Annotated in this window: 19 protein-coding genes; 15 read left to right on the plus strand and 4 right to left on the minus strand. The window is 54.4% G+C overall.

Annotation, left to right across the window (positions count from 1 at the left end):
* Nucleotides 1–9 precede the first annotated feature (9 nt).
* Nucleotides 10–1,758: a lipid A ABC transporter ATP-binding protein/permease MsbA gene (gene msbA, locus ACNT1W_RS10705; protein WP_135344437.1), complete on the plus strand. Its 1,749-nt coding sequence runs from the start codon at nucleotides 10–12 to the stop codon at nucleotides 1,756–1,758.
* On the plus strand, nucleotides 1,758–2,738 hold the full coding sequence (gene lpxK / locus ACNT1W_RS10710; protein ID WP_411227474.1) for a tetraacyldisaccharide 4'-kinase: 981 nt from the start codon (nucleotides 1,758–1,760) through the stop codon (nucleotides 2,736–2,738). Before msbA ends, lpxK begins: the two co-directional genes overlap by 1 nt.
* 1 nt (nucleotide 2,739) lies before the next feature.
* Here the strand turns inward: lpxK and ACNT1W_RS10715 are convergent, their stop codons facing one another.
* Entirely contained in the window at nucleotides 2,740–4,146 is a 1,407-nt protein-coding gene (locus ACNT1W_RS10715) for a VOC family protein (protein WP_115182827.1), read from the minus strand.
* A gap of 525 nt (nucleotides 4,147–4,671) precedes the next feature.
* Here ACNT1W_RS10715 and ACNT1W_RS10720 point away from each other — a divergent pair.
* From ACNT1W_RS10720 to ACNT1W_RS10745, 6 genes are all read left to right on the plus strand, one after another.
* A complete protein-coding gene (locus ACNT1W_RS10720; RefSeq protein WP_419246755.1) occupies nucleotides 4,672–4,881 on the plus strand; it encodes a cold-shock protein in 210 nt (69 codons plus the stop codon).
* Between the two features lie 221 nt (nucleotides 4,882–5,102).
* The gene (locus tag ACNT1W_RS10725; protein WP_006320799.1) at nucleotides 5,103–5,324 is read left to right on the plus strand and encodes a cold-shock protein; all 222 of its coding nucleotides are present in this window, start codon (nucleotides 5,103–5,105) and stop codon (nucleotides 5,322–5,324) included.
* Nucleotides 5,325–5,434: 110 nt separating this feature from the next.
* Nucleotides 5,435–6,661 (plus strand): winged helix-turn-helix domain-containing protein, encoded by a 1,227-nt coding sequence (locus ACNT1W_RS10730; protein ID WP_126501476.1) that lies wholly within the window; start codon nucleotides 5,435–5,437, stop codon nucleotides 6,659–6,661.
* Nucleotides 6,662–6,949: 288 nt separating this feature from the next.
* Nucleotides 6,950–7,132 (plus strand): Trm112 family protein, encoded by a 183-nt coding sequence (locus ACNT1W_RS10735; RefSeq protein WP_012006145.1) that lies wholly within the window; start codon nucleotides 6,950–6,952, stop codon nucleotides 7,130–7,132.
* A complete protein-coding gene (kdsB, locus tag ACNT1W_RS10740; RefSeq protein ID WP_012006146.1) occupies nucleotides 7,129–7,878 on the plus strand; it encodes a 3-deoxy-manno-octulosonate cytidylyltransferase in 750 nt (249 codons plus the stop codon). The genes ACNT1W_RS10735 and kdsB overlap by 4 nt, the downstream gene beginning before the upstream one ends.
* A gap of 148 nt (nucleotides 7,879–8,026) precedes the next feature.
* Nucleotides 8,027–8,923: a YcbJ family phosphotransferase gene (locus tag ACNT1W_RS10745; protein WP_419246756.1), complete on the plus strand. Its 897-nt coding sequence runs from the start codon at nucleotides 8,027–8,029 to the stop codon at nucleotides 8,921–8,923.
* Between the two features lie 6 nt (nucleotides 8,924–8,929).
* On the opposite strand, the gene elyC is transcribed toward ACNT1W_RS10745, so the two are convergent.
* Nucleotides 8,930–9,703: an envelope biogenesis factor ElyC gene (gene elyC, locus ACNT1W_RS10750; RefSeq protein ID WP_017892283.1), complete on the minus strand. Its 774-nt coding sequence runs from the start codon at nucleotides 9,701–9,703 to the stop codon at nucleotides 8,930–8,932.
* Between the two features lie 151 nt (nucleotides 9,704–9,854).
* Between elyC and cmoM the strand changes: the two genes are divergently transcribed.
* The 7 genes from cmoM to ACNT1W_RS10785 all read left to right on the plus strand — a co-directional run bounded on the left by cmoM (nucleotide 9,855) and on the right by ACNT1W_RS10785 (nucleotide 20,623).
* Complete coding sequence (gene cmoM, locus ACNT1W_RS10755; RefSeq protein WP_012006149.1) at nucleotides 9,855–10,640, plus strand: tRNA uridine 5-oxyacetic acid(34) methyltransferase CmoM; 786 nt, start codon at nucleotides 9,855–9,857, stop codon at nucleotides 10,638–10,640.
* Nucleotides 10,637–11,959: a chromosome partition protein MukF gene (gene mukF / locus ACNT1W_RS10760; protein ID WP_012006150.1), complete on the plus strand. Its 1,323-nt coding sequence runs from the start codon at nucleotides 10,637–10,639 to the stop codon at nucleotides 11,957–11,959. The genes cmoM and mukF overlap by 4 nt, the downstream gene beginning before the upstream one ends.
* Nucleotides 11,940–12,668 (plus strand): chromosome partition protein MukE, encoded by a 729-nt coding sequence (gene mukE, locus ACNT1W_RS10765; RefSeq protein ID WP_012006151.1) that lies wholly within the window; start codon nucleotides 11,940–11,942, stop codon nucleotides 12,666–12,668. The genes mukF and mukE overlap by 20 nt, the downstream gene beginning before the upstream one ends.
* The gene (gene mukB / locus ACNT1W_RS10770; protein WP_012006152.1) at nucleotides 12,665–17,113 is read left to right on the plus strand and encodes a chromosome partition protein MukB; all 4,449 of its coding nucleotides are present in this window, start codon (nucleotides 12,665–12,667) and stop codon (nucleotides 17,111–17,113) included. The genes mukE and mukB overlap by 4 nt, the downstream gene beginning before the upstream one ends.
* A gap of 224 nt (nucleotides 17,114–17,337) precedes the next feature.
* Nucleotides 17,338–19,179, plus strand: coding sequence for a L,D-transpeptidase (gene ldtD / locus ACNT1W_RS10775; protein WP_012006153.1), 1,842 nt, complete (start codon nucleotides 17,338–17,340; stop codon nucleotides 19,177–19,179).
* 181 nt (nucleotides 19,180–19,360) lie between these two features.
* Nucleotides 19,361–19,909: a YcbK family protein gene (locus ACNT1W_RS10780; protein WP_012006154.1), complete on the plus strand. Its 549-nt coding sequence runs from the start codon at nucleotides 19,361–19,363 to the stop codon at nucleotides 19,907–19,909.
* A 66-nt stretch (nucleotides 19,910–19,975) separates the two neighbouring features.
* Nucleotides 19,976–20,623 carry an MBL fold metallo-hydrolase gene (locus ACNT1W_RS10785; RefSeq protein ID WP_012006155.1) on the plus strand — a complete coding sequence of 216 codons (648 nt, stop codon included), beginning with the start codon at nucleotides 19,976–19,978 and terminating at the stop codon, nucleotides 20,621–20,623.
* Nucleotides 20,624–20,691: 68 nt separating this feature from the next.
* On the opposite strand, the gene ACNT1W_RS10790 is transcribed toward ACNT1W_RS10785, so the two are convergent.
* On the minus strand, nucleotides 20,692–21,882 hold the full coding sequence (locus tag ACNT1W_RS10790) for an amino acid aminotransferase (protein WP_041418517.1): 1,191 nt from the start codon (nucleotides 21,880–21,882) through the stop codon (nucleotides 20,692–20,694).
* A 244-nt stretch (nucleotides 21,883–22,126) separates the two neighbouring features.
* Complete coding sequence (gene ompC, locus ACNT1W_RS10795; protein ID WP_269149482.1) at nucleotides 22,127–23,236, minus strand: porin OmpC; 1,110 nt, start codon at nucleotides 23,234–23,236, stop codon at nucleotides 22,127–22,129.
* Nucleotides 23,237–23,422 lie beyond the last annotated feature (186 nt).

A 23,422-nucleotide genomic window follows, 5' to 3' on the forward strand; every position in this document is an offset into this window, starting at 1 on the left:
GGTATTTGCATGATGAATGATAAAGATCTCTCCACCTGGCAGACTTTCCGTCGCCTCTGGCCGATGATCACACCTTTTAAGACCGGGCTGATCGTGGCGGCTATTGCGTTGGTACTGAACGCGGCCAGCGACGCCTTTATGTTGTCTTTGCTTAAACCTTTATTGGATGACGGTTTTGGGAAAACGCAAAGCAGCATTCTGCTGTGGATGCCATTGGCGGTAATTGGCCTGATGGTGGTGCGTGGCGCGACTGGCTTTGTCTCCAGCTACTGCATTTCATGGGTATCCGGCATGGTAGTGATGCATATGCGTCGCCGGCTGTTCGGCCACATGATGAGAATGCCGGTATCGTTCTTCGATCAGCAGTCTACCGGCACCTTGCTGTCACGAATCACCTATGATTCCGAACAGGTCGCTTCATCGTCTTCCAGCGCGCTGGTGACCGTGGTGCGTGAAGGGGCGTCGATAATCGCGTTGTTCACCATGATGTTCTACTACAGCTGGCAACTGTCGGTGATCCTGATCGTACTGGCACCTATTGTCTCTATTGCTATCCGCATTGTTTCCAAACGCTTCCGTAATATCAGCAAAAACATGCAGAACACCATGGGGCAGGTGACGACCAGCGCAGAGCAGATGCTGAAAGGCCATAAGGAAGTGCTGATTTTTGGTGGCCAGCAGGTTGAAACCGATCGCTTCAATTCAGTCAGCAACCGCATGCGCCAACAGGGCATGAAACTGGTTTCCGCATCCTCAATCTCTGACCCTATTATTCAGCTTATCGCTTCGCTGGCACTGGCTTTCGTGCTGTATGCCGCCAGCTTCCCAAGCGTGATGGCTACTCTCACCGCCGGTACCATCACCGTGGTGTTCTCGTCGATGATCGCCCTGATGCGTCCGCTGAAATCACTGACCAACGTTAATGCCCAGTTCCAGCGTGGGATGGCGGCGTGCCAGACTCTGTTCTCGATCCTGGATATGGAGCAGGAAAAAGATACCGGGACCCGTGAAGTTGCACGAGCCAAGGGCGATATCGAATTCCGTAACGTCACTTTCTACTACCCAGGGAAAGAAACGCCTGCGCTGCGTGATATCAATCTGAGTATTTCAGAAGGTAAAACGGTGGCGCTGGTGGGGCGTTCCGGCTCGGGCAAGTCAACCATCGCCAATCTGCTGACCCGTTTCTATGATGTCCAGGAAGGCGAGATCCTGATGGATGGTCACGATCTGCGCGAATACACACTGGCGTCACTGCGTGATCAGGTGGCCCTGGTTTCGCAAAACGTGCATTTGTTCAATGACACTATCGCCAACAACATCGCTTACGCGCGTGAAGAACGCTATAGCCGCGAAGAGATAGAGAAGGCTGCGCGCATGGCCTATGCCATGGACTTCATTGAAAAAATGGAGAACGGCCTGGATACGGTGATCGGTGAGAACGGGGTGATGCTGTCCGGTGGTCAACGCCAGCGTATCGCTATTGCTCGCGCCTTGCTGCGTGACTGCCCGATACTGATCCTCGATGAAGCCACCTCGGCACTGGACACCGAATCGGAGCGTGCGATTCAGGCGGCGCTGGATGAATTACAGAAAAACCGTACTTCCCTGGTGATTGCGCACCGTCTGTCGACCATTGAGAAGGCTGATGAAATCCTGGTGGTTGAGGATGGTCGTATCGTTGAGCGTGGCGAACATGCTGCATTGCTCGAAAAGCAGGGGGCTTATGCCCAGCTCCATCGCATGCAGTTTGGTCAATAATGATCGAGCGCATCTGGTCAGGCAGTTCGCTGGTTTATTTGCTGTTGTTACCGCTGTCCTGGTTGTATGGCCTGGTCAGCGGCCTGATTCGGCTCAGCTACCGTTGCGGCCTGCGTAAAAGCTGGCGCGCACCGGTACCGGTCGTGGTGGTGGGGAACCTCACTGCCGGTGGCAACGGCAAAACCCCGATGGTGATCTGGCTGGTGGAACAGTTGCAGCAGCGTGGATACCGGGTGGGCGTGGTTTCTCGCGGTTATGGTGGTAAAGCAGAGGCTTATCCACTGTTACTAAACGCTGACACTACCACCCAGCAGGCAGGTGATGAGCCGGTGCTGATTTATCAGCGTACCGCTGCGCCAGTGGCTATCTCACCAAAGCGTTCTGAAGCGGTACAAGCGCTGCTTCAGCAGCAGCCACTTGACGTGGTGATTACCGATGACGGCCTGCAGCATTACGCTTTACAGCGTGATTTTGAACTGGTGGTGATCGACGGCGTTCGCCGCTTTGGCAATGGCTGGTGGCTGCCGGCAGGGCCGATGCGCGAACGTGCTTCGCGGCTGAATAGCGTTGACGCCCTGATTGCCAACGGGGGTGTGGCTCAGCCTGGTGAAATCGCCATGCGGTTGCAGGCGCGCGACGCGGTAAATGTTGCCAGCGGTGAGCGTCGGCCGGCAGTCGAACTGCCTCATGTGGTGGCAATGGCCGGTATAGGCCATCCCCCGCGCTTCTTCGCTACATTGGAAAAACTGGGTGTAGCGGTCGAAAAGGAAGTGGCGTTTGCCGACCATCAGGAGTATCAGCATGGCCCATTGGCGGCGCTGGTATCTTCAGAGCAAACGTTGTTGATGACCGAGAAAGATGCGGTTAAATGCCGCGCTTTTGCTCAGCCCAACTGGTGGTATTTACCCGTTGATGCGGTACTTCCCCCCGATCAGGCTGAGCAGTTGCTGCACAATATTGAAGCGCTGCTGACAAAATAATTCAGACTGCCAGCGCGTGAAGCCCCAGTGCTTGCGCGCAGGCGTCTATCGAGCGCTGCTGCGTTTGCTGATACAACGCCAATTCATCGATCACTTCTGCTCCCAACGCCAGTTCAAATGCCGCTCTGCTTGAGGTTGCGTTGTACTGCGTGTGACCGCTGTCGCCCAAATTCGATTGGAAAATGCCTGCGGCACTGACCGGCAGGAAGTCCTCATAGACCAGCGGCTGAAAGCGGATGTATTCCTGGGCGATCAGCTGTTCCAGCGTGCTGTGTTGATCCAGGGTTTCTTTAGCCGCCAGCCCACACTCGGTCGGAAAATAGCGGAACCAAGCCAACTGTTGCTCACGCAGGGTGGCATAGTCATCTGGAAACTCTTGGAAGTTTTCCGCCAGCAACTGATTGTAGCGGTCAGCATTTTTCTCGCTCGGCGGTGCCTGCAATGCGTCGTTGGTAGCCTGTAGCAGGCGATCGTACAGTGCACGGCCTTTGGTTGTCAGCGCGACACCGCGCTGTTCAATTTCGCCGAAGCGTGCAGTGTGGTGCCCGGCAACGGCGCTACCGTCATGCTCAACAAAGTCGACGTTTTCTTCCAGCGCTTTGAAACTGGTCTGGCGCAGCAGAATGGGGCGACGGCGTGGCGGCGGGCCTTCAATCACGGCTTTGGGCGTGATACCCCGGCCGGGCATGGCCTTTTGGACACGGTCGATATCGAGAGTGCGTGGCGTCAGATGGTTGATATGCGGGCCTTTAAAGGCCACTACGTCGGCGATCAGACGGTGCTGGTCGTGCAACTGCTGATATTCGGCTGCGCTAACCGTCGCCCGACTGTGCCAGCGGAAGGTTTCCAGCGCCTGTTCGACAAATTCATCAGCCTGACTGTCGTCCAGTCCGCCCTGAGCTTCTTGCAGTACGATCAGTTCAAGTGCCCGCTCAGTAAAGATGCGGCGACGAGCCAACAGGCGTTGCGCCAGCTCACGCAGCTCCGGGTTTTCAATCAGCTCCAGCCGCAATAAAGAGGTGAATACTCGGAATGGACTGATTTGCAGCGCATCCTCATGCTCTGCCCGAAATGCGGTAGAGTGAACCGGAACCCCGGCCACGGCCAGATCGTAATAGCCCACCGGTGACATACCCATCACGTTAAACAGCCGTCGCAGAGTGGACAGTTCCTCTGCGGTGCCCACCCGAATGGCTCCGTGGCGCTCCATGGCCAGTCGTTCGACTTCGCCGGTAATTTGTAATTGATGAGCCAATGCGGCATCTTCGCGCAGGACCTGTCGGTTGGTTTCCGCCACCAGTTCGAGCAAATCGCCATACAGAGGTACCTCTTTCTGGTACATATCTGACATGGCGTGGGAGAATCTGGCGCGGATTTCATTCGGTGAGACGAACTGCTGGGCGGTCATGCGCATAGCTCCTTTATTCAGTATTATCTGAAAAATATCATTTTTGGCGGCAAACGTGCTGGTTGAGAGGCCATTCGCCTTGTTTTCACCTCAAGTTTAGCTAGGTCGATTAGGTTTTGTTATAGCCAGGCCAAGCATATTAGATTTTTATGCGTTAGCTCTCATTTGAACAGCGGATAACGGAAAATACGGCCATCCAGAAGGCAATGCCGCTAAGAGGTTTACGTAAAAAAAGATAAATTAATTCATTAGCAATCATGGATATAAAAGTAAATGTGGCGAAATGGTAAAAACATGGCAATAAACCTCTTGTGCAAAAGACAGATTTATGAGTAAATGCAAGTCGGCCTGTGATGCAGACCTATTTATGTTCGAGTTTAGAATTAAGCAGTTCCTCCAAAAACGTTATCATCTGATTCCGCTTCAAAGACGAACCTTCTAAGTACCTCCCATAAGTAATGTTTCCAAGAACGGCCAAAATTGCCTTATGGCAGGTTTTGTATATATTTAAAAGGTAAATAAGTAATGTCTAAGAAAACGGGTCAAGTGAAGTGGTTCAATGAAAGCAAAGGTTTTGGTTTTATTGAACAGAACGACGGTGGTAAAGATGTATTCGTACACTTCTCCGCAATCGCGACCGACGGTTTCAAAACTTTGGCTGAAGGCCAATGTGTTGAGTACACCGTAGAAGACAGCCCGCGCGGGCCGGCTGCCGCCAACGTTGTTGCTCTGTAAATAAACAGGGAATAACGTAAAGAGAACTTAATACAACCATGATGAAGCGTTTACGCTGAATCATTGCGGAAGATATTAAGTTCAACAAGCCCGCCATAGTGCGGGTTTTTTATTTTTTGCTCACGAGAGGTTTGTTACGAAAAACTTTAGGATGGGCTGGTAGCGTCCAACAATAATAAAAATGACGTTGTTAAGGATGCTCAAGTAAAAGGATATAAGTTATGTTTAAAAATACTGTGTTACAAATGGGCCGTGTGAAATGGTTTGATCAGGCTGCAGGCTATGGTTTTATTTCACCGGTAGATGGTAGCGACGAAATTTATGTAAGCCGTCGTTCTATCGCCAATACTAAAAATAAATCGTTAAACGAAGGTCAGAACGTTGAGTTCTCGATCTATCGCAGCTCCCACGGGCTGTCAGCGGCAGACGTTATCGCGTTCTGACCCACCCCCTTCCTCGCCAGTGCCGGTGCCGCCACCCCAAGCACTGGCGAAGATAAATTCCCCGATATCCACTATTATCAAGCGATTGCTCAATCACTTCGGATATCAGGATGAACACCCCGGTTATTTCTCTTACTGCCGCCCGTGCGATCCACCTTGCCGCACAGGGGCTGCTATCCCCGATGAAACGCAAAGCCAGGCCCGACGATGTGGTTGCCGCCATTGGACGTATGGGTTTACTGCAAATCGATACCATCAGCGTGGTTGCGCGCAGCCCCTACCTGGTTCTGTTCAGCCGTCTGGGCGACTACCAGCCGGAATGGCTGGAACAGGCACTGGCTGGCCGCCGGCTGTTCGAGTACTGGGCGCACGAGGCCTGCTTTTTACCCATTGAGGATTTTGGCCTGCTGCGTCACCGAATGCTGCAACCGCAGGGTATGGGTTGGAAGTACTCCGAAGAGTGGATGCAGGAACATCAGGCGGCGATAAATGCCCTATTGCAGCATATTGAAACTGCTGGGCCGGTGCGCTCGGCGGATTTTAGCGCCGAGAAGAAGGGCAACAGCGGCTGGTGGGATTGGAAGCCGGAAAAACGCCATCTCGAAATCCTGTTCACCGCTGGTAAATTGATGGTAGCCGAACGGCGCAATTTCCATCGCGTTTACGATCTGACGGAAAGATTATTACCTCACTGGGATGATAGCCGGGATGTATTATCTGTCGATGATGCCCGACAGGAAATGCTAAGGCGCAGCTGTTGTTTCCTGGGGATCTTCAGAGCCGAATGGCTGGCGGATTACTACCGTTTGAAGCGAGTGGCGCCGAAAGCGCTACTGACGTCGTTACAACAGCAGGGCGAAGTGCTGCCCGTGCGGATCGACGGTCTGGACGGGGAATTTTACGTGCACCATTCGCTGGCGGCAGAGTTGCAACTGGCAGAACAAGGGGCGTTAAAATCCAGAGTGACCACTTTGCTTTCTCCGTTCGATCCGGTGGTTTGGGATCGTCGCCGTGCGTTGGAATTATTCAATTTTGATTACCGGTTGGAATGCTACACGCCGAAAGAAAAACGGCAGTATGGTTACTTTACGCTGCCGGTGTTGCAACGCGGTGAGTTGATTGGCCGCATCGATGCAAAAATGCATCGTCGGCAGGGTATTTTCGAAATCATCAGTTTCCACCCACAGGCCAAGGTTCGCTTTGGTAAACAACGTGTGCAGGATATTCGGCAGGCAATAACCCGCAGTGCAAAATGGCACGGTGCGTCACAGGTTATTTTGGGGGATATTCCGGCGGTGCTGGCCCTTGAGTGGGGCAATGGCTGGCAAGTGGAATAACGAACGGCGTTGTCGGCTTGGGTAAAACGAATGTTCAGCGCCGCTCGTTACAAGGGGGGCTCAGTTGCTGTAGTTGGCAAACAGGGCGATGATTTTATGAAGACGTTTGATCATGATAATGTCTTTTTTGTGACTTTCATCACAAAATTCTACGCCTGCGCCGGGGGCAATTCAATCCCCCTGGCAGATAAAAATGCCGCGACAAAACAGCCGGTGATTAACCTGGCGCATAGCGTTATGCTATCCTCACGCACTTTCCTGACGTTAAATCTCCACCCTGGAGGAAGCATGGATCACCGTTTACTCGAAATCGTTGCCTGCCCGGTCTGCACCGGTAAGCTTTATTTCAATAAAGAAAACCAGGAATTGGTCTGCAAAGTGGATGGCCTGGCCTATCCGTTGCGTGACGGCATTCCCGTGCTGTTGGAAAATGAAGCGCGAGCGCTGTCATTGGATGAGAAACACGCATGAGTTTTATCGCTATTATTCCAGCCCGTTATGCATCAACCCGTTTACCGGGTAAACCGCTGGCCGATATCCACGGCAAGCCGATGGTGGTGCATGTAATGGAACGCGCACGTGAGTCGGGCGCCAGCCGCGTCATTGTCGCGACCGATCACCCGGCAGTAGCCGAAGCGGTCAAAGCGGCAGGCGGTGAAGTCTGCATGACCCGGGCCGATCACAATTCCGGCACCGAGCGCTTGGCAGAGGTGATCGAGCATTATGGGTTCGCTGATGACGAAATCATCGTTAACGTTCAGGGTGATGAGCCACTGATCCCACCGGTGATTGTGCGTCAGGTGGCTGAAAATCTGGCGGGCAGTCAGGCCGGAATGGCCACCCTGGCGGTGCCTATCGAAAGCGCAGAAGAAGCTTTTAACCCCAATGCGGTCAAAGTGGTGATGGATGCACAGGGTTATGCGCTCTATTTCTCACGCGCCACCATTCCATGGGATCGCGAACGCTTTGCCCAATCCAAAGAAAGCATCGGCGACAGCCTGTTGCGCCACATAGGTATTTACGCCTATCGCGCCGGTTTTGTTCGCCGTTACGTTACCTGGGCGCCAAGTCAGCTGGAGCAAATTGAGCTGCTGGAACAGTTGCGGGTGCTGTGGTACGGCGAAAAAATCCACGTGGCGGTTGCCAAGGCAATGCCGACCGTGGGTGTCGATACGCAGGAAGATTTGCAGCGCGTGCGCGACAGTATCAAAGGCTGAGCATTGAATGCCGGCGCGTCACGCAACGCGCCGGCAATATGATTTCCCTTCTTAATATCCCCATTTTGTTGATCTGCGTTGAAGAATTTTTCTGTTCAGCGTTCGATGATGTCAGCGTCTCTTCTTTTCCTCTTGAGGCCATTTCCTTATGGAGCAGTTACGCGCCGAACTGAGTATTGTGCTGGGTGAGTCCATCAGCCGGTTGGAACGCATCAGCGAACAACCTTATGCCCACATGTATTCACTGTATGACCAACAGGGCCACGCGATCCCGCTGATGGCGAAAAGCTTTGTCTGCCAGGGCATCGCCCAACAAGAAGCTTACAAGCTGTCGATGCTGTCACGTGAAGGGGATATTCGCCTGCCGACGGTGTATGGCGTGGTCTATACGCACCAGGCACCCTATAAAGAAATCTTGTTGATCGAGCGCTTGCGTGGAGTGTCCGTAGAGGCGCCGACGCGCACGCCGAATCGTTGGAATACGTTGATGGAGCAGATTGTCGATGGCGTATTGGCCTGGCACCGCATTGACAGTCATGGCTGCGTGGGCACGGTAGACAGCACCCAGGAGAACGACTGGTTCTGTTGGTATCAACAGCGGGTCGAAGTGCTATGGTCAACCTTGGGTAATCTCAACTCGCCGCTGCTGACGATGGATGATCGCCGCTTGTTGTATCGCACCCGTGAAGCATTGACCCACTTTTTTGTCGGCTTCGACGATCCTTGCGTATTGGTGCACGGTAACTTGTCGCTGCGCAGTATGTTGAAAGATCCGAAAAGCGATCAACTCTTGGCGATGCTCAACCCCGGAATGATGCTGTGGGCACCGCGTGAATATGAGTTATTCAGGTTATGTGAAGCGGGAATGCCGAGCCAGTTGCTGTTTTATTATTTGCAACGTGCGCCGGTAGCGGAATCCTTCCTGATGCGGCGTTGGTTGTATGTGGTATGGGAAGCGGTAGGGCGGTTGATTCATACCGGTAAACTGGAGCGGCAGCCGTTTGATTATGCGTCCAAACAACTGCTGCCCTGGATTACCGGTTAACGCCGATCAGTCGACAGATACTTCATCGGAGCCTTTCAGCCGTTGCCACAGGCTGCCCAGCGTTTCATACCAGGCCCGCTCGCTGTGGCCGAGGAACATCGCCGAAGGCACCACCCGATCCCAGATATTCAATCGTGAACTGATGGCCAACTGATTGGCCGGCGCCGGGATCGGGTGCAGCCCCTTGGCTTCAAAGAAGCGCATGGCGCGCGGTAAATGGTTGGCTGAAGTCACCAGAATAAACGGCTGCTGGCCGACCAGCTTCGACACCTGCAATGCCTCCTGCTCGGTATCCAACGGGCGATCCAACAGCACGATATCACTGCGGGGGACTCCCAGGCTTTCCGCCACCTGCGCCGCGGTTGCCGCGTTACTCAGGGTTTTGGGACTCCCGGCGCCGGTAAACACCATTTTCGCCCCTGGATGGGCGAGATATAAGCGCACACCTTCCGTGACTCGCGGCAGGCTATTGCCGATCAGATTGGAACTGGGCGCCCAATCCGGATTAAAGGTATAGCCGCCGCCCAGCACCACGATATAATTCACCGGGTCATTGCCACGATAGGTGACATACTCAGATTCTATCGGGCGCAGTAATCTGTCGGCCACCGGCTGCAGGCTGAAAAGCAGTAAAAACAGCCAGCTCAGCGTGAAAATGACCTTGCCGCTTTTTTGCCAACGGGTGAACCACAGCAGTAACAGCGCCAGTCCCATCAGCAGCAACAGCGCGGGCAACGGCATTAAAATGGCACCAATGAACTTTTTCAGGTTAAACAGCATCAAAAATCAGGTCCTTTTGGGCGAAAAAACGACATCCGGGCACAATCAGGCCGCAAGAAGATTCATTCTAAGCCAGTCTGTGCCAAAATAGCAGGTTTGAATGGGCTGGTACTTTGCCCCCAGCCGGATAAGATCAGCGGAGCCGTTGTCCATGCAGGATCGCAATTTTGACGATATTGCTGAAAAGTTTGCGCGTAATATTTACGGCACCACCAAAGGGAAAATCCGCCAGGCTGTGGTTTGGCAGGATCTGACCACGCTGTTGGCCCAGTTGCCGCAGCGGCCGCTGCGCATTCTGGATGCCGGCGGTGGCGAAGGCCATATGGCCTGCCAATTGGCAGAATTAGGACATCAGGTGTTGTTGTGCGATCTTTCTGGTGAGATGATCCAACGCGCCGCGTTGCTGGCTGAGCAGAAAGGTGTGAGCCAGAACATGCAATTCATACAAAGTTCAGCCCAGGATATTGGTCAACACTTGGAACAGCCGGTTGATCTGATATTGTTCCATGCGGTGCTTGAATGGATCGCCGAACCTGAGGCTGCGCTGCAGGCGTTATTTAATTGCCTGTTGCCGGGTGGCGCACTGTCATTGATGTTCTTTAACGCCAATGGCCTCTTGATGCGTAACGTGGTGTTGGGTAATTTCCAACTGGTGAACCCAGAGGTCAGAAGACGCAGAAAGCGTTCGCTGTCGCCGCAGTACCCGCATAGTCCACCGCAGGTGTACGGCTGGCTGGAACAGTTGGGCATGCGCATCAGCGGGAAAACCGGCGTGCGGGTGTTCCACGATTATCTGCAGAGCAGGCAGTTACAGACACAAAAATTTGAAGAGTTACTGGCGCTTGAACAGCACTATTGCCGGCAGGAGCCGTACGTGAGTTTGGGGCGCTATATTCACGTCATGGCGCATAAACCAAACCTGAAGGACGAACTATGAGTGAATTTTCCCAGACAGTACCCGAACTGGTCGCCTGGGCACGGAAAAATGATTTCTCTATTTCGCTCCCTACGGAGCGTCTCGCTTTTTTGCTTGCTATCGCCACTTTGAACGGCGAGCGGCTGGACGGCGAGATGAGCGAAGGTGAGCTGGTTGATGCATTTCGCCATGTCAGCAAGGGTTTCGAACAGACGCATGAAACGGTGGCCGTGCGCGCCAACAATGCGATTAACGACATGGTGCGCCAGCGCCTGTTAAACCGTTTTATCAGCGAACTGGCGGACGGTAACGCGATTTACCGTCTGACGCCGCTGGGCATCGGTATTACCGATTACTATATCCGTCAGCGCGAATTCTCCACGCTGCGTTTGTCGATGCAGTTGTCAATTGTGGCGCAGGAGCTCAAACGCGCCGCCGACGCTGCCGATGAAGGCGGTGACGATTTCCACTGGCACCGCAACGTGTTTGCACCGCTGAAATATTCGGTGGCGGAAATCTTCGACAGTATCGATTTGACCCAGCGAATTATGGATGAACAGCAGCAGGGCGTGAAGGACGACATCGCAGCGCTGCTGAATAAAGACTGGCGTGCGGCGATCTCCAGCTGTGAGATGCTGCTGTCCGAAACCTCGGGCACCCTGCGCGAACTGCAGGATACGCTGGAGGCGGCGGGCGATAAACTGCAGGCCAACCTGTTGCGAATTCAGGATGCCACATTGGGTGGCGCGGAACTGGGCTTTATCGACAAACTGGTGTTCGATCTGCAAAGCAAGCTCGACCGCATTATCAGTTGGGGCCAGCAGGCGATTGACCTGTGGATTGGCTACGACCGCCACGTGCATAAATTTATCCGTACCGCGATCGACATGGACAAGAACCGGGTGTTCGCCCAGCGTTTGCGTCAGTCGGTGCAAAACTATTTCGACAACCCATGGACACTGACCCATGCCAATGCCGACCGTCTGCTGGATATGCGAGACGAAGAACTGGCGCTACGCAGCGAGGAAGTGACCGGGGAACTGCCGCCGGATCTGGAGTTCGAAGAGTTCAGCGAAATCCGTGAGCAACTGGCGGCAATGATCGAACAGGCACTGAAGATTTATCAGGAACAACAGATGCCGCTCAATTTAGGGGCGGTAATGCGCGATTATCTGGCGCAATATCCGCGTGCTCGTCATTTCGATGTGGCACGTTTAGTGGTCGACCAGGCAGTGCGCCTTGGTGTGGCTGAAGCAGATTTTTCAGGGTTGCCGGCACAGTGGCAGGCAATCAATGATTACGGAGCCAAGGTCCAGGCCCATGTCATCGACAAATATTGAACAAATAATGCCAGTCAAGCTGGCCAAGGCATTGTCTAACGCGCTGTTCCCGGCGCTGGACAGCCAACTGCGTGCGGGTCGTCACATCGGTATCGATGAACTGGACAACCACGCCTTCTTAATGGATTTCCAGGATGAACTGGAAGAATTCTACACCCGTTACAGCGTAGAGCTGATCCGCGCGCCGGAAGGATTCTTCTACCTGCGTCCCCGCTCTACCACTCTGATCCCGCGTTCGGTGCTGTCCGAGCTGGATATGATGGTGGGGAAAATCCTGTGCTATCTGTATCTCAGCCCGGAACGTCTGGCGCATGAGGGCATTTTCAGCCATCAGGAGCTGTACGACGAGCTGCTGAGCCTGGCGGACGAGAGCAAATTGCTGAAGTTCGTTAATCAGCGTTCTACCGGCTCGGATCTCGATCGCCAGAAGCTGCATGAAAAAGTACGTACTTCACTGAACCGTCTGCGTCGTTTGGGCATGGTCTATTTCATGGGCAACGACAGCAGCAAGTTCCGTATTACCGAGGCGGTGTTCCGCTTTGGCGCCGATGTGCGCAGTGGTGACGATCCGCGTGAAGCTCAGTTGCGTATGATCCGCGACGGCGAAGCAATGCCGGTTGAAAACAGCCTGTTGCTGAATGATGAGAGCGATGCGGAAGACTCGCCGCTTGATACCACACCGGACAGTGCAGAGGATGAACAGGAATGATTGAACGCGGTAAATTTCGCTCGCTGACGTTGGTTAACTGGAACGGCTTCTTTGCCCGCACCTTTGATCTCGATGAACTGGTGACCACGCTGTCCGGCGGTAACGGGGCAGGGAAATCCACCACCATGGCGGCCTTCGTCACTGCGCTGATCCCCGATTTGACGCTGTTGCACTTTCGTAACACCACCGAAGCCGGTGCCACCAGTGGCTCTCGCGACAAGGGCCTGCACGGTAAACTGCGCGCCGGGGTGTGTTATTCGACCCTCGACGTGCTCAACTCGCGCCACCAACGCGTGGTCGTTGGTGTCCGTCTGCAGCAGGTTGCCGGCCGTGACCGCAAGGTGGACATTAAGCCGTTCGTTATTCAGGGCCTGCCGACGGCGGTGCAGCCGACGGAACTGCTGACCCAAACGGTGGGCGAGCGTCAGGCGCGCGTGCTGTCGCTGCAGGAACTGAAAGATCGCGTCGAAGAGATGGAAGGGGTGCAGTTCAAGCAGTTTAACTCCATCACCGATTACCACTCATTAATGTTCGATCTGGGCGTGATCCCGAAACGCCTGCGTTCATCGTCCGATCGCAGCAAGTTCTATCGTCTGATTGAAGCCTCGCTGTACGGCGGTATTTCCAGCGCCATCACCCGCTCGCTGCGCGACTACCTGTTGCCGGAAAACAGCGGCGTGCGCAAGGCATTCCAGGATATGGAAGCGGCGCTGCGTGAAAACCGCATGACGCTCGAAGCGATCCGCGTGACCCAATCCGACCGCGACCTGTTCAAACATTTGATTTCCGAGGCCACCTCTTACGTGGCGGCGGACTACATGCGTCATGCCAATGAGCGGCGCATTCATCTGGACGGGGCACTGGCGCTGCGCAACGATCTGCTGGGCAGCCGCAAACAGTTGGCCGCCGAGCAATACCGTCATGTGGAAATGGCGCGCGAACTGGCGGAGCAGAGCGGTGCGGAATCCGATCTGGAAACCGATTATCAGGCCGCCAGCGATCACCTGAATCTGGTTCAAACGGCGATGCGTCAGCAGGAAAAGATCGAGCGTTATGAAGGCGATCTGGAAGAGCTGACCTACCGACTGGAAGAACAGAATGAAGTGGTTGCGGAGGCCAGCGAACAGCAGGCCGAAAACGAAGCGCGTGCCGAGGCAGCCGAACTGGAAGTGGATGAGCTGAAAAGCCAACTCGCCGACTACCAGCAGGCGCTCGACGTGCAGCAGACCCGCGCCATTCAATATCAGCAGGCGTTGCAGGCACTGGATCGCGCACGCACGTTGTGCCAACTGCCAGAACTGACCGCCGAAAATGCCGAACACTGGCTGGATACTTTCCAGGCGCGCGAGCAGGAAGCGACAGAAGCACTGCTGATGCTCGAGCAAAAACTGAGCGTGGCCGACGCCGCGCACGGCCAGTTTGAACAGGCATATCAGCTGGTGGGTAAAATCGCCGGTCAGGTCAGCCGCAGTGAAGCCTGGCAGTGCGCGCGCGAATTGCTGCGCGACTGGCCATCACAGCAACACCTTGCCGAACGCGTGCAACCTTTGCGTATGCGCCTGAGCGAGCTGGAACAGCGTCTGCGCTCCCAGCAGGATGCTGAGCGTCTGTTGCAGGAATTCTGTAAGCGCCATGGCCAGCAGTATCAGCCGGACGAACTTGATGCCCTGCAACAAGAGCTGGAAGAGCGTCTGGAATCGCTGTCGCAGGGTGTTAGCGATGCCGGCGAGCGTCGGATGGAAATGCGCCAGGAGCTGGAGCAAATTCAGCAACGCATCCGCGAACTGACTACCCGCGCCCCTATTTGGTTGGCAGCGCAGGATGCTCTGAGCCAGCTTGGCGAGCAGAGTGGCGAAGCGCTTGAAAGCAGCCAGCAGGTGACGGAGTACATGCAGCAACTGCTGGAGCGCGAACGTGAAACTACCGTTGAGCGTGACGAAGTGGCTGCCGGTAAACGTGCCGTTGAAGCGCAAATTGAACGTCTCAGCCAGCCTGGCGGCGCCGAAGATCAGCGTCTGGTCACGCTGGCCGAACGTTTTGGTGGCGTGCTGCTGTCTGAAATCTACGACGACGTCACCATCGACGATGCACCGTACTTCTCCGCCTTGTACGGCCCGTCGCGCCACGCCATTGTGGTGCCGGATCTGTCGCTGGTACGCGAGATGCTGGAAGGGTTGGAAGACTGTCCGGAAGATCTCTATCTGATCGAGGGGGATCCGCAGTCGTTCGATGACAGCGTATTCGCCGTCGAAGAACAAGACCGCGCGGTGTTGGTTAAAACTGCCGAACGCCAGTGGCGTTACTCACGTTACCCGGCTGTGCCGTTGTTTGGCCGTGCCGCACGTGAGAATCGCCTGGAAATATTGCATGCCGAGCGGGAAAAGTTGGCAGAGCGTTATGCCACCTTGTCGTTCGACGTGCAGAAAACCCAGCGTTCGCACCAGGCCTTCAGCCGCTTTATCGGTAACCATCTGGCGGTAGCCTTTGACGCCGATCCGGAAGCCGAGATCCGTGGCCTCAATACCCGCCGTGGTGAAATCGAGCGTGCGCTGAATAACCATGAAGCGCAGAACCAGCAGCAGCGTCAGCAATACGATCAGGCGAAAGAGGGCATTTCTGCACTTAACCGTCTGACACCGCTGGTTTCATTGTTAAACGATGAAACCCTGCAGGATCGGGTGGAAGAAATCCGTGAGGAGCTGGAAGAGGCGCAGGATGCCGCGCGTCATATTCAGCAGCACGGCGTTTCCCTGACCAAGCTGGAGCCGCTGCTGTCGGTGCTGCAGAGCGATCCGCAGCAGCACGAGCAGTTGCAACAGGATTACACTCAGGCGCAGAGCGTGCAGCGTCAGGCCAAGCAGCAGGCGTTTGCCCTGATTGAAGTGGTGCAGCGTCGCGCGCACTTCAGCTATACCGACTCTGCCGGTATGCAAAATGCCAATAACGATCTCAACGACAAGCTGCGCCAGCGTCTGGAGCATGCGGAAGCGGAACGTACCCGTGCCCGTGAGCAGTTGCGCCAGTATCAGACCCAGTTTACCCAGTACAGCCAGGTGCTGGCATCGCTGAAAAGCTCGTATGACGCGAAGCGCGACATGCTCAAAGAGCTGAGTCAGGAACTGGTAGATATCGGTGTGCAGGCGGATGCCAATGCCGAAGCCCGTGCGCGCACTCGTCGTGATGAATTGCATGCGGGCCTGAGCACCAACCGCGCACGTCGTAACCAACTGGAAAAACAGCTGACCTTCTGCGAAGCGGAAATGGACAGCCTGCAGAAGAAACTGCGCAAGCTGGAGCGCGACTATTATCAGCTGCGTGAGCAGGTGGTCACCGCCAAAGCAGGTTGGTGCGCCGTGATGCGCCTGGTGAAAGACAATGGCGTTGAACGTCGTCTGCACCGCCGCGAACTGGCCTATATGGACGGTGACGAGCTGCGCTCAATGTCGGATAAGGCACTCGGTGCGCTGCGTCTGGCGGTGTCGGATAACGAACATCTGCGCGATGTGCTGCGCCTGTCGGAAGATCCCAAGCGCCCGGAACGCAAAATTCAGTTCTATATTGCGGTCTATCAGCATCTGCGCGAGCGTATTCGTCAGGATATCATTCGTACCGACGACCCGGTTGAGGCCATCGAACAGATGGAGATCGAACTGGGCCGCCTGACCGAAGAGTTGACCGCGCGTGAGCAGAAACTGGCAATCAGTTCCAAGAGCGTGGCGAACATCATTCGCAAAACCATCCAGCGTGAACAGAACCGTATTCGCATGCTCAACCAGGGCCTGCAGGCGGTTTCCTTCGGGCAGGTGAAGAGCGTGCGATTGAACGTCAACGTGCGTGAAGCGCATGCGACGCTGCTGGACGTGCTTTCCGAGCAACAGGAACAGCATCAGGACCTGTTCAACAGCAACCGACTGACCTTCTCGGAGGCCTTGGCCAAGCTGTATCAGCGTCTGAACCCGCAGATTGACATGGGGCAGCGTACGCCACAGACCATCGGCGAAGAGCTGCTGGATTACCGCAACTACCTGGAGCTGGAAGTGGAAGTCTTCCGCGGCTCCGACGGTTGGCTGCGTGCCGAGAGTGGCGCGTTGTCTACCGGGGAAGCGATCGGTACCGGGATGTCGATTCTGGTTATGGTGGTACAGAGCTGGGAAGAAGAGTCTCGCCGCCTGCGCGGTAAAGATATTTCCCCATGCCGCCTGCTGTTCCTCGATGAAGCGGCGCGACTGGATGCCAAATCCATCGCCACGCTGTTCGAGCTGTGCGATCGTCTGGAAATGCAGCTGATCATCGCGGCACCGGAAAATATCAGCCCGGAAAAAGGCACGACTTATAAGCTGGTGCGTAAAGTGTTCCAGAATCATGAACATGTACACGTAGTGGGGCTGCGCGGTTTTGCCAATGAGCCGCCGGTTCTGGGTGTTACTGCGGCAGAAACGCCGTAAACGCAAAAAAAGCCCGCTAATAATCTGAAAATAGCCGCCCTGGGGTGGCTATTTTTTTGTGCGGGAGGATGATAGTCCTGCTTTTTTCTGTGCCGAAAACCGGGTAGCCTAATGAAATAACAGTTATTCATAGGCAGCAAAGGGCAAAATGGCTTTTCTATTCGTATACTGAAACTAATAAGTTGTCTTGGTTATATTTTTTGTGAGCATACAGGGGGCAATGGATGTTGCTTAGAAATGGAAACACTGTGCGGCGTCTGGCGTTAAGTTGCGCAATCGCATGTGGTCTTGCGTCGTCGTTACCCGTATGGGCAACCGTTCCTGCGTTTCCGGTGGCGTCATCCGGCATGTCAGTTGCGCAAAGCCGTTCGGAACTGCTTGCGGCATTGCCGAAGGGCATTACACCCTATTATCTTTCGACGCTGGCTCCTTTGTACGCGGCGAACCGGATGCAATTGATGTGGCAGGATCGGGAAGCGGTTCAGCAATTTCAGCAGCAACTGGCCGAATTGGCGATGTCCGGCGTACAGCCGCAGTTTACCCAATGGGTGAAGCTGTTGACCAACCCGGCGATTACCGACGTGGCGCGCGATGTGGTGCTGTCTGATGCGATGCTGGGCTATTTACAGTTTGTTTCGTCCATCGGTGCCAACGGCAATAATTGGCTGTACAGCAACATTCCTTACAAGCTTGGTCTGCCACCCAATACGGTGATTAACCAGTGGCAATTGGCGCTGCGTCAGGGTAAGACGCTGGCTTATGTCAATACGCTGGCGCCGCAGCATCCGCAATACGCCAAGATGCATCAGGCCCTGCGGGATATGCTGGCCGATGGTCGTCCGTGGCCACAAATGGCCAATGGCCCAAGCCTGCGTCCGGATCAACTGAGTAGTGATATTCCTGCCTTGCGTGAGATCCTGGCGCGTAACGGCATGCTGACGCCTTCTACGGCACCGGTGGAAGTGCAGGATCCCCCTGCGGTATTGACCGGTTCGCGTAATGAGCCTGACGACGGCGGCCTGTCAGTAGATGAAGAAAAAAGTCGTGACAGTCAGAGTGCCGTTGTCAGCCCGGCCGCCGCCCCGGTCAAAGATCTCGTCCCAACGCCGCAATCGCCTTTTTCGCAGCAGTCAGAAAGCCCGGTGACCGTTACCGATAATCGCTATACTCCCGACCTGGTGGAGGGCGTTAAGCGTTTCCAGAAATGGCAGGGTCTGAGTGCTGACGGCGTCATTGGCGTGCGCACTCGCGAGTGGCTTAACGTAACGCCGCAAATACGAGCCTCGTTGTTGGCGCTGAATATCCAGCGGTTACGCATACTACCCGGCCATGTCGATACCGGTATTATGGTTAATATTCCTAACTACTCGTTGACCTACTACCAAAACGGCAATGAAGTGCTTTCCTCTCGGGTGATCGTGGGTCGGCCTAGCCGCAAGACGCCGTTGATGAGCAGCGCATTGAATAATGTGGTGGTGAACCCGCCGTGGAACGTACCGACTACGCTGGTGCGTGAAGATATCGTGCCGAAGGCGATGCGTGACGGCAGCTACTTCCAGAAGCATGGCTATACCGTGCTCTCGGGGTGGAGCAACGATGCCGAGGTGATTAATCCGGCAATGATCGACTGGAGTATGATTTCGCCTCGTAATTTCCCGTATCGGATCCGTCAGGCTCCGGGAGCGACCAACTCATTGGGGCGTTTTAAATTCAACATGCCGAGTTCGGACGCTATCTATCTGCACGACACGCCCAACCATAATCTGTTCCAGAAGGACATCCGCGCCTTAAGTTCCGGCTGTGTTCGGGTCAACAAGGCATCGGATTTGGCGAATATGCTGCTGCAGGATGCCGGTTGGAACAACACCCGTGTTTCTTCCACCTTGAAACAGGGTAATACCACCTTCGTAAATATCCGCCAGCATATTCCGGTTAAATTGTATTATTTAACCGCCTGGGTCTCTGATGATGGAAAACCACAATTCCGCACAGATATTTACAATTATGATGACACGGTGAGATCGGGCGCACAAATTTTGGCTCAGGCCGAAAAATTAATGCAATAAATGCAGTAATTATAAATAAATAACGGTCAGAATATCGGGCCATGTTGCAGGCACTCATTGCGTGAGTGCCTGCAAACCGCGGGACATCACGGGTTGACTCAGCCAGTGTGGGCGGTTATGGTTCGGGCAGTGCGCTGTTTTGTGCATATATTTTGATATTCTTGCCGGGTTTAACAGAAACATGGACAAAATTGATCATCATCGCCGTAAATGGCTGGCGTTAGGTAGCGCCGCTGTGGGCATAGCGCTGCTCCCTGGGCAAGCCTTTGCCAGTCTTTCTACTTCGCGCCCGCGTATTCTGGTTGTAAATAATATGCATACGGGCGAATCGCTTAAAGCCGAATTCTTCGACGGTAAGGGATATAATAAAGACGAATTAGTCCGTCTTAATCATCTCTTCCGTGATTATCGTGCCAATAAGGTCAAGTCGATCGATCCTCGTCTGTTCGATCATCTCTACCGTCTGCAAGGTCTGTTGGGCACCAACAAGCCGGTGCAGTTGGTTTCAGGTTATCGTTCCCTGGATACCAACAATGAGCTGCGTGCACGCAGTCGCGGTGTGGCCAAGCACAGCTACCACACCAAAGGCCAGGCGATGGACTTCCATATCGAAGGCATCCAACTGAGTAATATCCGTAAAGCGGCGTTAAAAATGAGCGCCGGTGGTGTAGGATATTACCCACGTAGCAACTTCGTACACATCGATACCGGCCCGGTGCGGACCTGGTAATCGCTGTGCACCACAAGTGAGTAGCGCCAGCCCGGCAGGGTGTGGCGCCGTTGTCGTTGGAGCCTTATGAAATACCACATTATTCCCGTTACCGCTTTTAGTCAGAACTGCAGCCTGATCTGGTGTGAGAGCACCCAGCAGGCGGCGTTGGTCGATCCCGGCGGTGAACCTGAAAAACTGAAGGCCGAAATAGCCAGGCAGGGCGTAACCGTTACGCAGATCCTGCTGACGCATGGTCATCTCGATCACGTTGGCGCGGCCGCTGAGTTGGCAGAGTTTTATCAGGTGCCGATCTACGGCCCGGATAAGAGGGATGCTTTCTGGCTCGATGGCCTGCCTGCGCAGAGCCGCATGTTTGGGCTGGAAGAGTGCGCACCGCTGACGCCAACCCAGTGGCTGGAAGAAGGGGACAGTGTGCAGGTGGGCGAAATGACGCTCAAGGTGCTGCATTGCCCTGGCCACACTCCTGGCCATATCGTGTTTATTAATGATCAGGCGCGATTGGCGCTGGTGGGCGACGTGCTGTTTAACGGCGGCGTCGGGCGCAGTGATTTTCCACAAGGCGATCATCAGGCGTTGATTAACTCTATCCGCACCAAGTTATTGCCGCAGGGTGATGACATGGCGTTTATTCCAGGTCATGGGCCAATGTCGACCTTCGGTCAAGAACGTGAAACCAACCCGTTCCTGCGTGAAGAGCCGGCCATCTGGTAAGTTATTTCCGGCAGAAATAACTAAGGGGCGCTTTGAGCGCCCCTTTTGCTATGTGTCGCGCGACGGTTTTACAGCACGGCGACGATGGCTTCGCACAGCGGCGCCATATTGTCTGGTGTCATGCCGGCAACGTTAACGCGGCCGGAGTTAACGGCGTAGACGCCAAATTCCTCACGCAGACGCAGAACCTGTTCTTTGGTCAGCCCGCTGAATGAGAACATGCCGTTCTGATTGATGATAAAGCTGAAGTCCTGCTCAGCGCCTTTCTCCTGCAGGGTATTCACAAACAGCTGACGCATGCGGTGAATACGTTGACGCATGTCAGTCAGTTCCTGCTCCCACAGCGCACGCAACGCATCGTCGCCCAAGATGGTTGCCACAATGGCAGCACCGTGTGACGGCGGGTTGGAGTAGTTGGCGCGGATAGCCGCTTTCACCTGGCTGAAGGCACGATCGGCGGTTTCTGCATCAGCAGCAACGACGGTACAGGCACCCACGCGTTCGTTGTAAAGACCGAAGTTCTTCGAGTAAGAACTGGCGACGATCAGTTCCTGATGCTTGGCGGCAAAAATACGCAGGCCCTGAGCATCTTCTTCCAATCCTTTCGCAAAGCCCTGGTATGCGAAGTCAAACAGTGGCAACCAACCGTTAGCCACAGACAGCTCGGCCAATTGTGCCCACTGCTCAGCCGTTGGGTCGATGCCGGTTGGGTTATGGCAACAACCGTGGAACAGCACCACATCGCCGGCCTGAGCCTGTTGCAGGCTGCGGAGCAGACCATCGAAGTCCAGCGCATGATTGGCGGCGTCGTAGTAAGCGTATTCCAACACTTCCAGACCGACTGCACCAAACACGTTGTTGTGGTTCGGCCAGCTTGGGTTGCTGATCCAGATGCGTTTCGCGCTGGTCTGGTTGGCGATGAAGTCAGCTGCAACACGCAGGCCGCCGGTGCCACCAGGAGTTTGTGCAGTGCGCGCACGCTTGTCGGCAATAATTGGGCTTTGTTTGCCGAACAGCAGCTCTTGCGTACAGTTGGCGAACGCCGGAATACCTTCAATGCCGAGATAGTTTTTGGTGGTCTCATTTTCCAGCAGATACTGCTCAGCTTTTTTAACGCTGGTCAGCACCGGAGTTTTACCGGTTTCATCCTTATAAACGCCAATCCCCAGGTTGATTTTGTTAGGGCGGGCGTCAGCGCGGAAAATGTCGGTCAGACCCAGGATCGGATCGGCAGGTGCAGCAGTGATTTTTTCAAACATGTCAGGTGCTTCCATGGCTCGGAGTTAAGCAGACAGAAGCATCAGGGTAGCGCCAGTTATGCCCTTTGCCAACCGTTTGCGAGAAAAACACCTCGATCTTGTGAAGGACGCATATTCAGCATAAAAAATGAGGGGGAAGGGGGATTTGGCAGGATAAAAATTTAGGGGGACGCAAAAACAAAAACAGGGCCGAAGCCCTGTTTTTTAACTTAGTCGACGGTGAACCGCCGTTAAGTGAGACAACTTAGAACTGGTAAACCAGGCCAACACCAACGATGTCGTCGGTAGCGATGGCGTTAGCTTTGGTGAATTCGTTCTCGTCCAGCAGGTTGATTTTGTAATCAACGTAGGTAGACATGTTTTTGTTGAAGTAGTAAGTGGTACCAACAGAAACATATTTAACCAGGTCGGCATCGCCGCCGCCGAAGCTAGAGCCGTTTGCGGTACGGCTAGACAGGTTTTTACCTTTAGACTGCAGGTAAGAAACTTCTGGACGCAGACCGAAGTCGAACTGGTACTGTGCAGTCACTTCGAAGTTCTGAGTTTTGTCAGCGATGGTGAAGTCAGATTCGCCGTATGGAGTCATGTTACGGGTTTCTGAGTACATGGTTGCCAGGTAGACGTTGTTCGCGTCGTATTTAGCACCCACGGTCCACGCATCAGCCTTGTCGCCTTTAGCGGTAGACAGCTGAGTCTGGTCGTCGGTACGGTCAGATGATGCGTATGCAGCACCGAAGCTGATGCCTTCGCCGATGTCATAAGTAGAAGACAGGCCCCAACCGTCGCCGTTTTGTTTCTTCAGAGCACGGCCGTCGTTTTCGTTCTTACCCTGGTACTGAACAGCGAAGTTCAGACCGTCAACCAGACCGAAGAAGTTGTTGTTACGGTAAGTAGCAACGCCGTTGGTACGGCCAGTCATGAAGTTGTCGGTGTAGGTGTAAGTATCGCCACCGAACTCTGGCAGCATATCTGTCCAGCCTTCCACGTCGTACAGTACGCCGTAGTTACGGCCGTAGTCGAATGAACCGTAGTCAGCAAATTTCAGACCCGCGAAGCCCAGACGAGTCTTGGTGCCTTCGGTGCCTTGAGATTCAGCGTGGTTAGCCTGAACGTTGTATTCCCACTGGCCGTAACCGGTCAGTTGGTCAGTAATCTGGGTTTCACCTTTGAAGCCGAAACGCACATAGGTCTGATCGCCATCATTACCTTTGTCGTCTGAGAAGTAGTGCAGACCGTCAACTTTACCGTACAGATCCAGTTTGTTGCCGTCTTTGTTGTAGATTTCAGCAGCGTTTGCTGCACCAGCTGCTAACAGAGCCGGGATTACCACTGCAAGAATGTTGCGCTTCATCATTATATTACCCTCATTGGTGTTATTCGGACACCTTTGCCACTGCCGCCAATAATTCTTTTGGAACTATTGTTGATAGATTGGTGTCGTCCTGTGTCTGCACGCAGTGTTCCATTCACGGGCGGGTTAATCTAGAACGAAAATGCTACCAATGTCGCAATGAGGTATCAGAATGAAAGCATTTGTAAC

The sequence above is a fragment of the Serratia sp. NFX21 genome (assembly GCF_048517035.1).
In the GTDB taxonomy this organism is placed as follows: Bacteria; Pseudomonadota; Gammaproteobacteria; order Enterobacterales; family Enterobacteriaceae; genus Serratia; species Serratia quinivorans.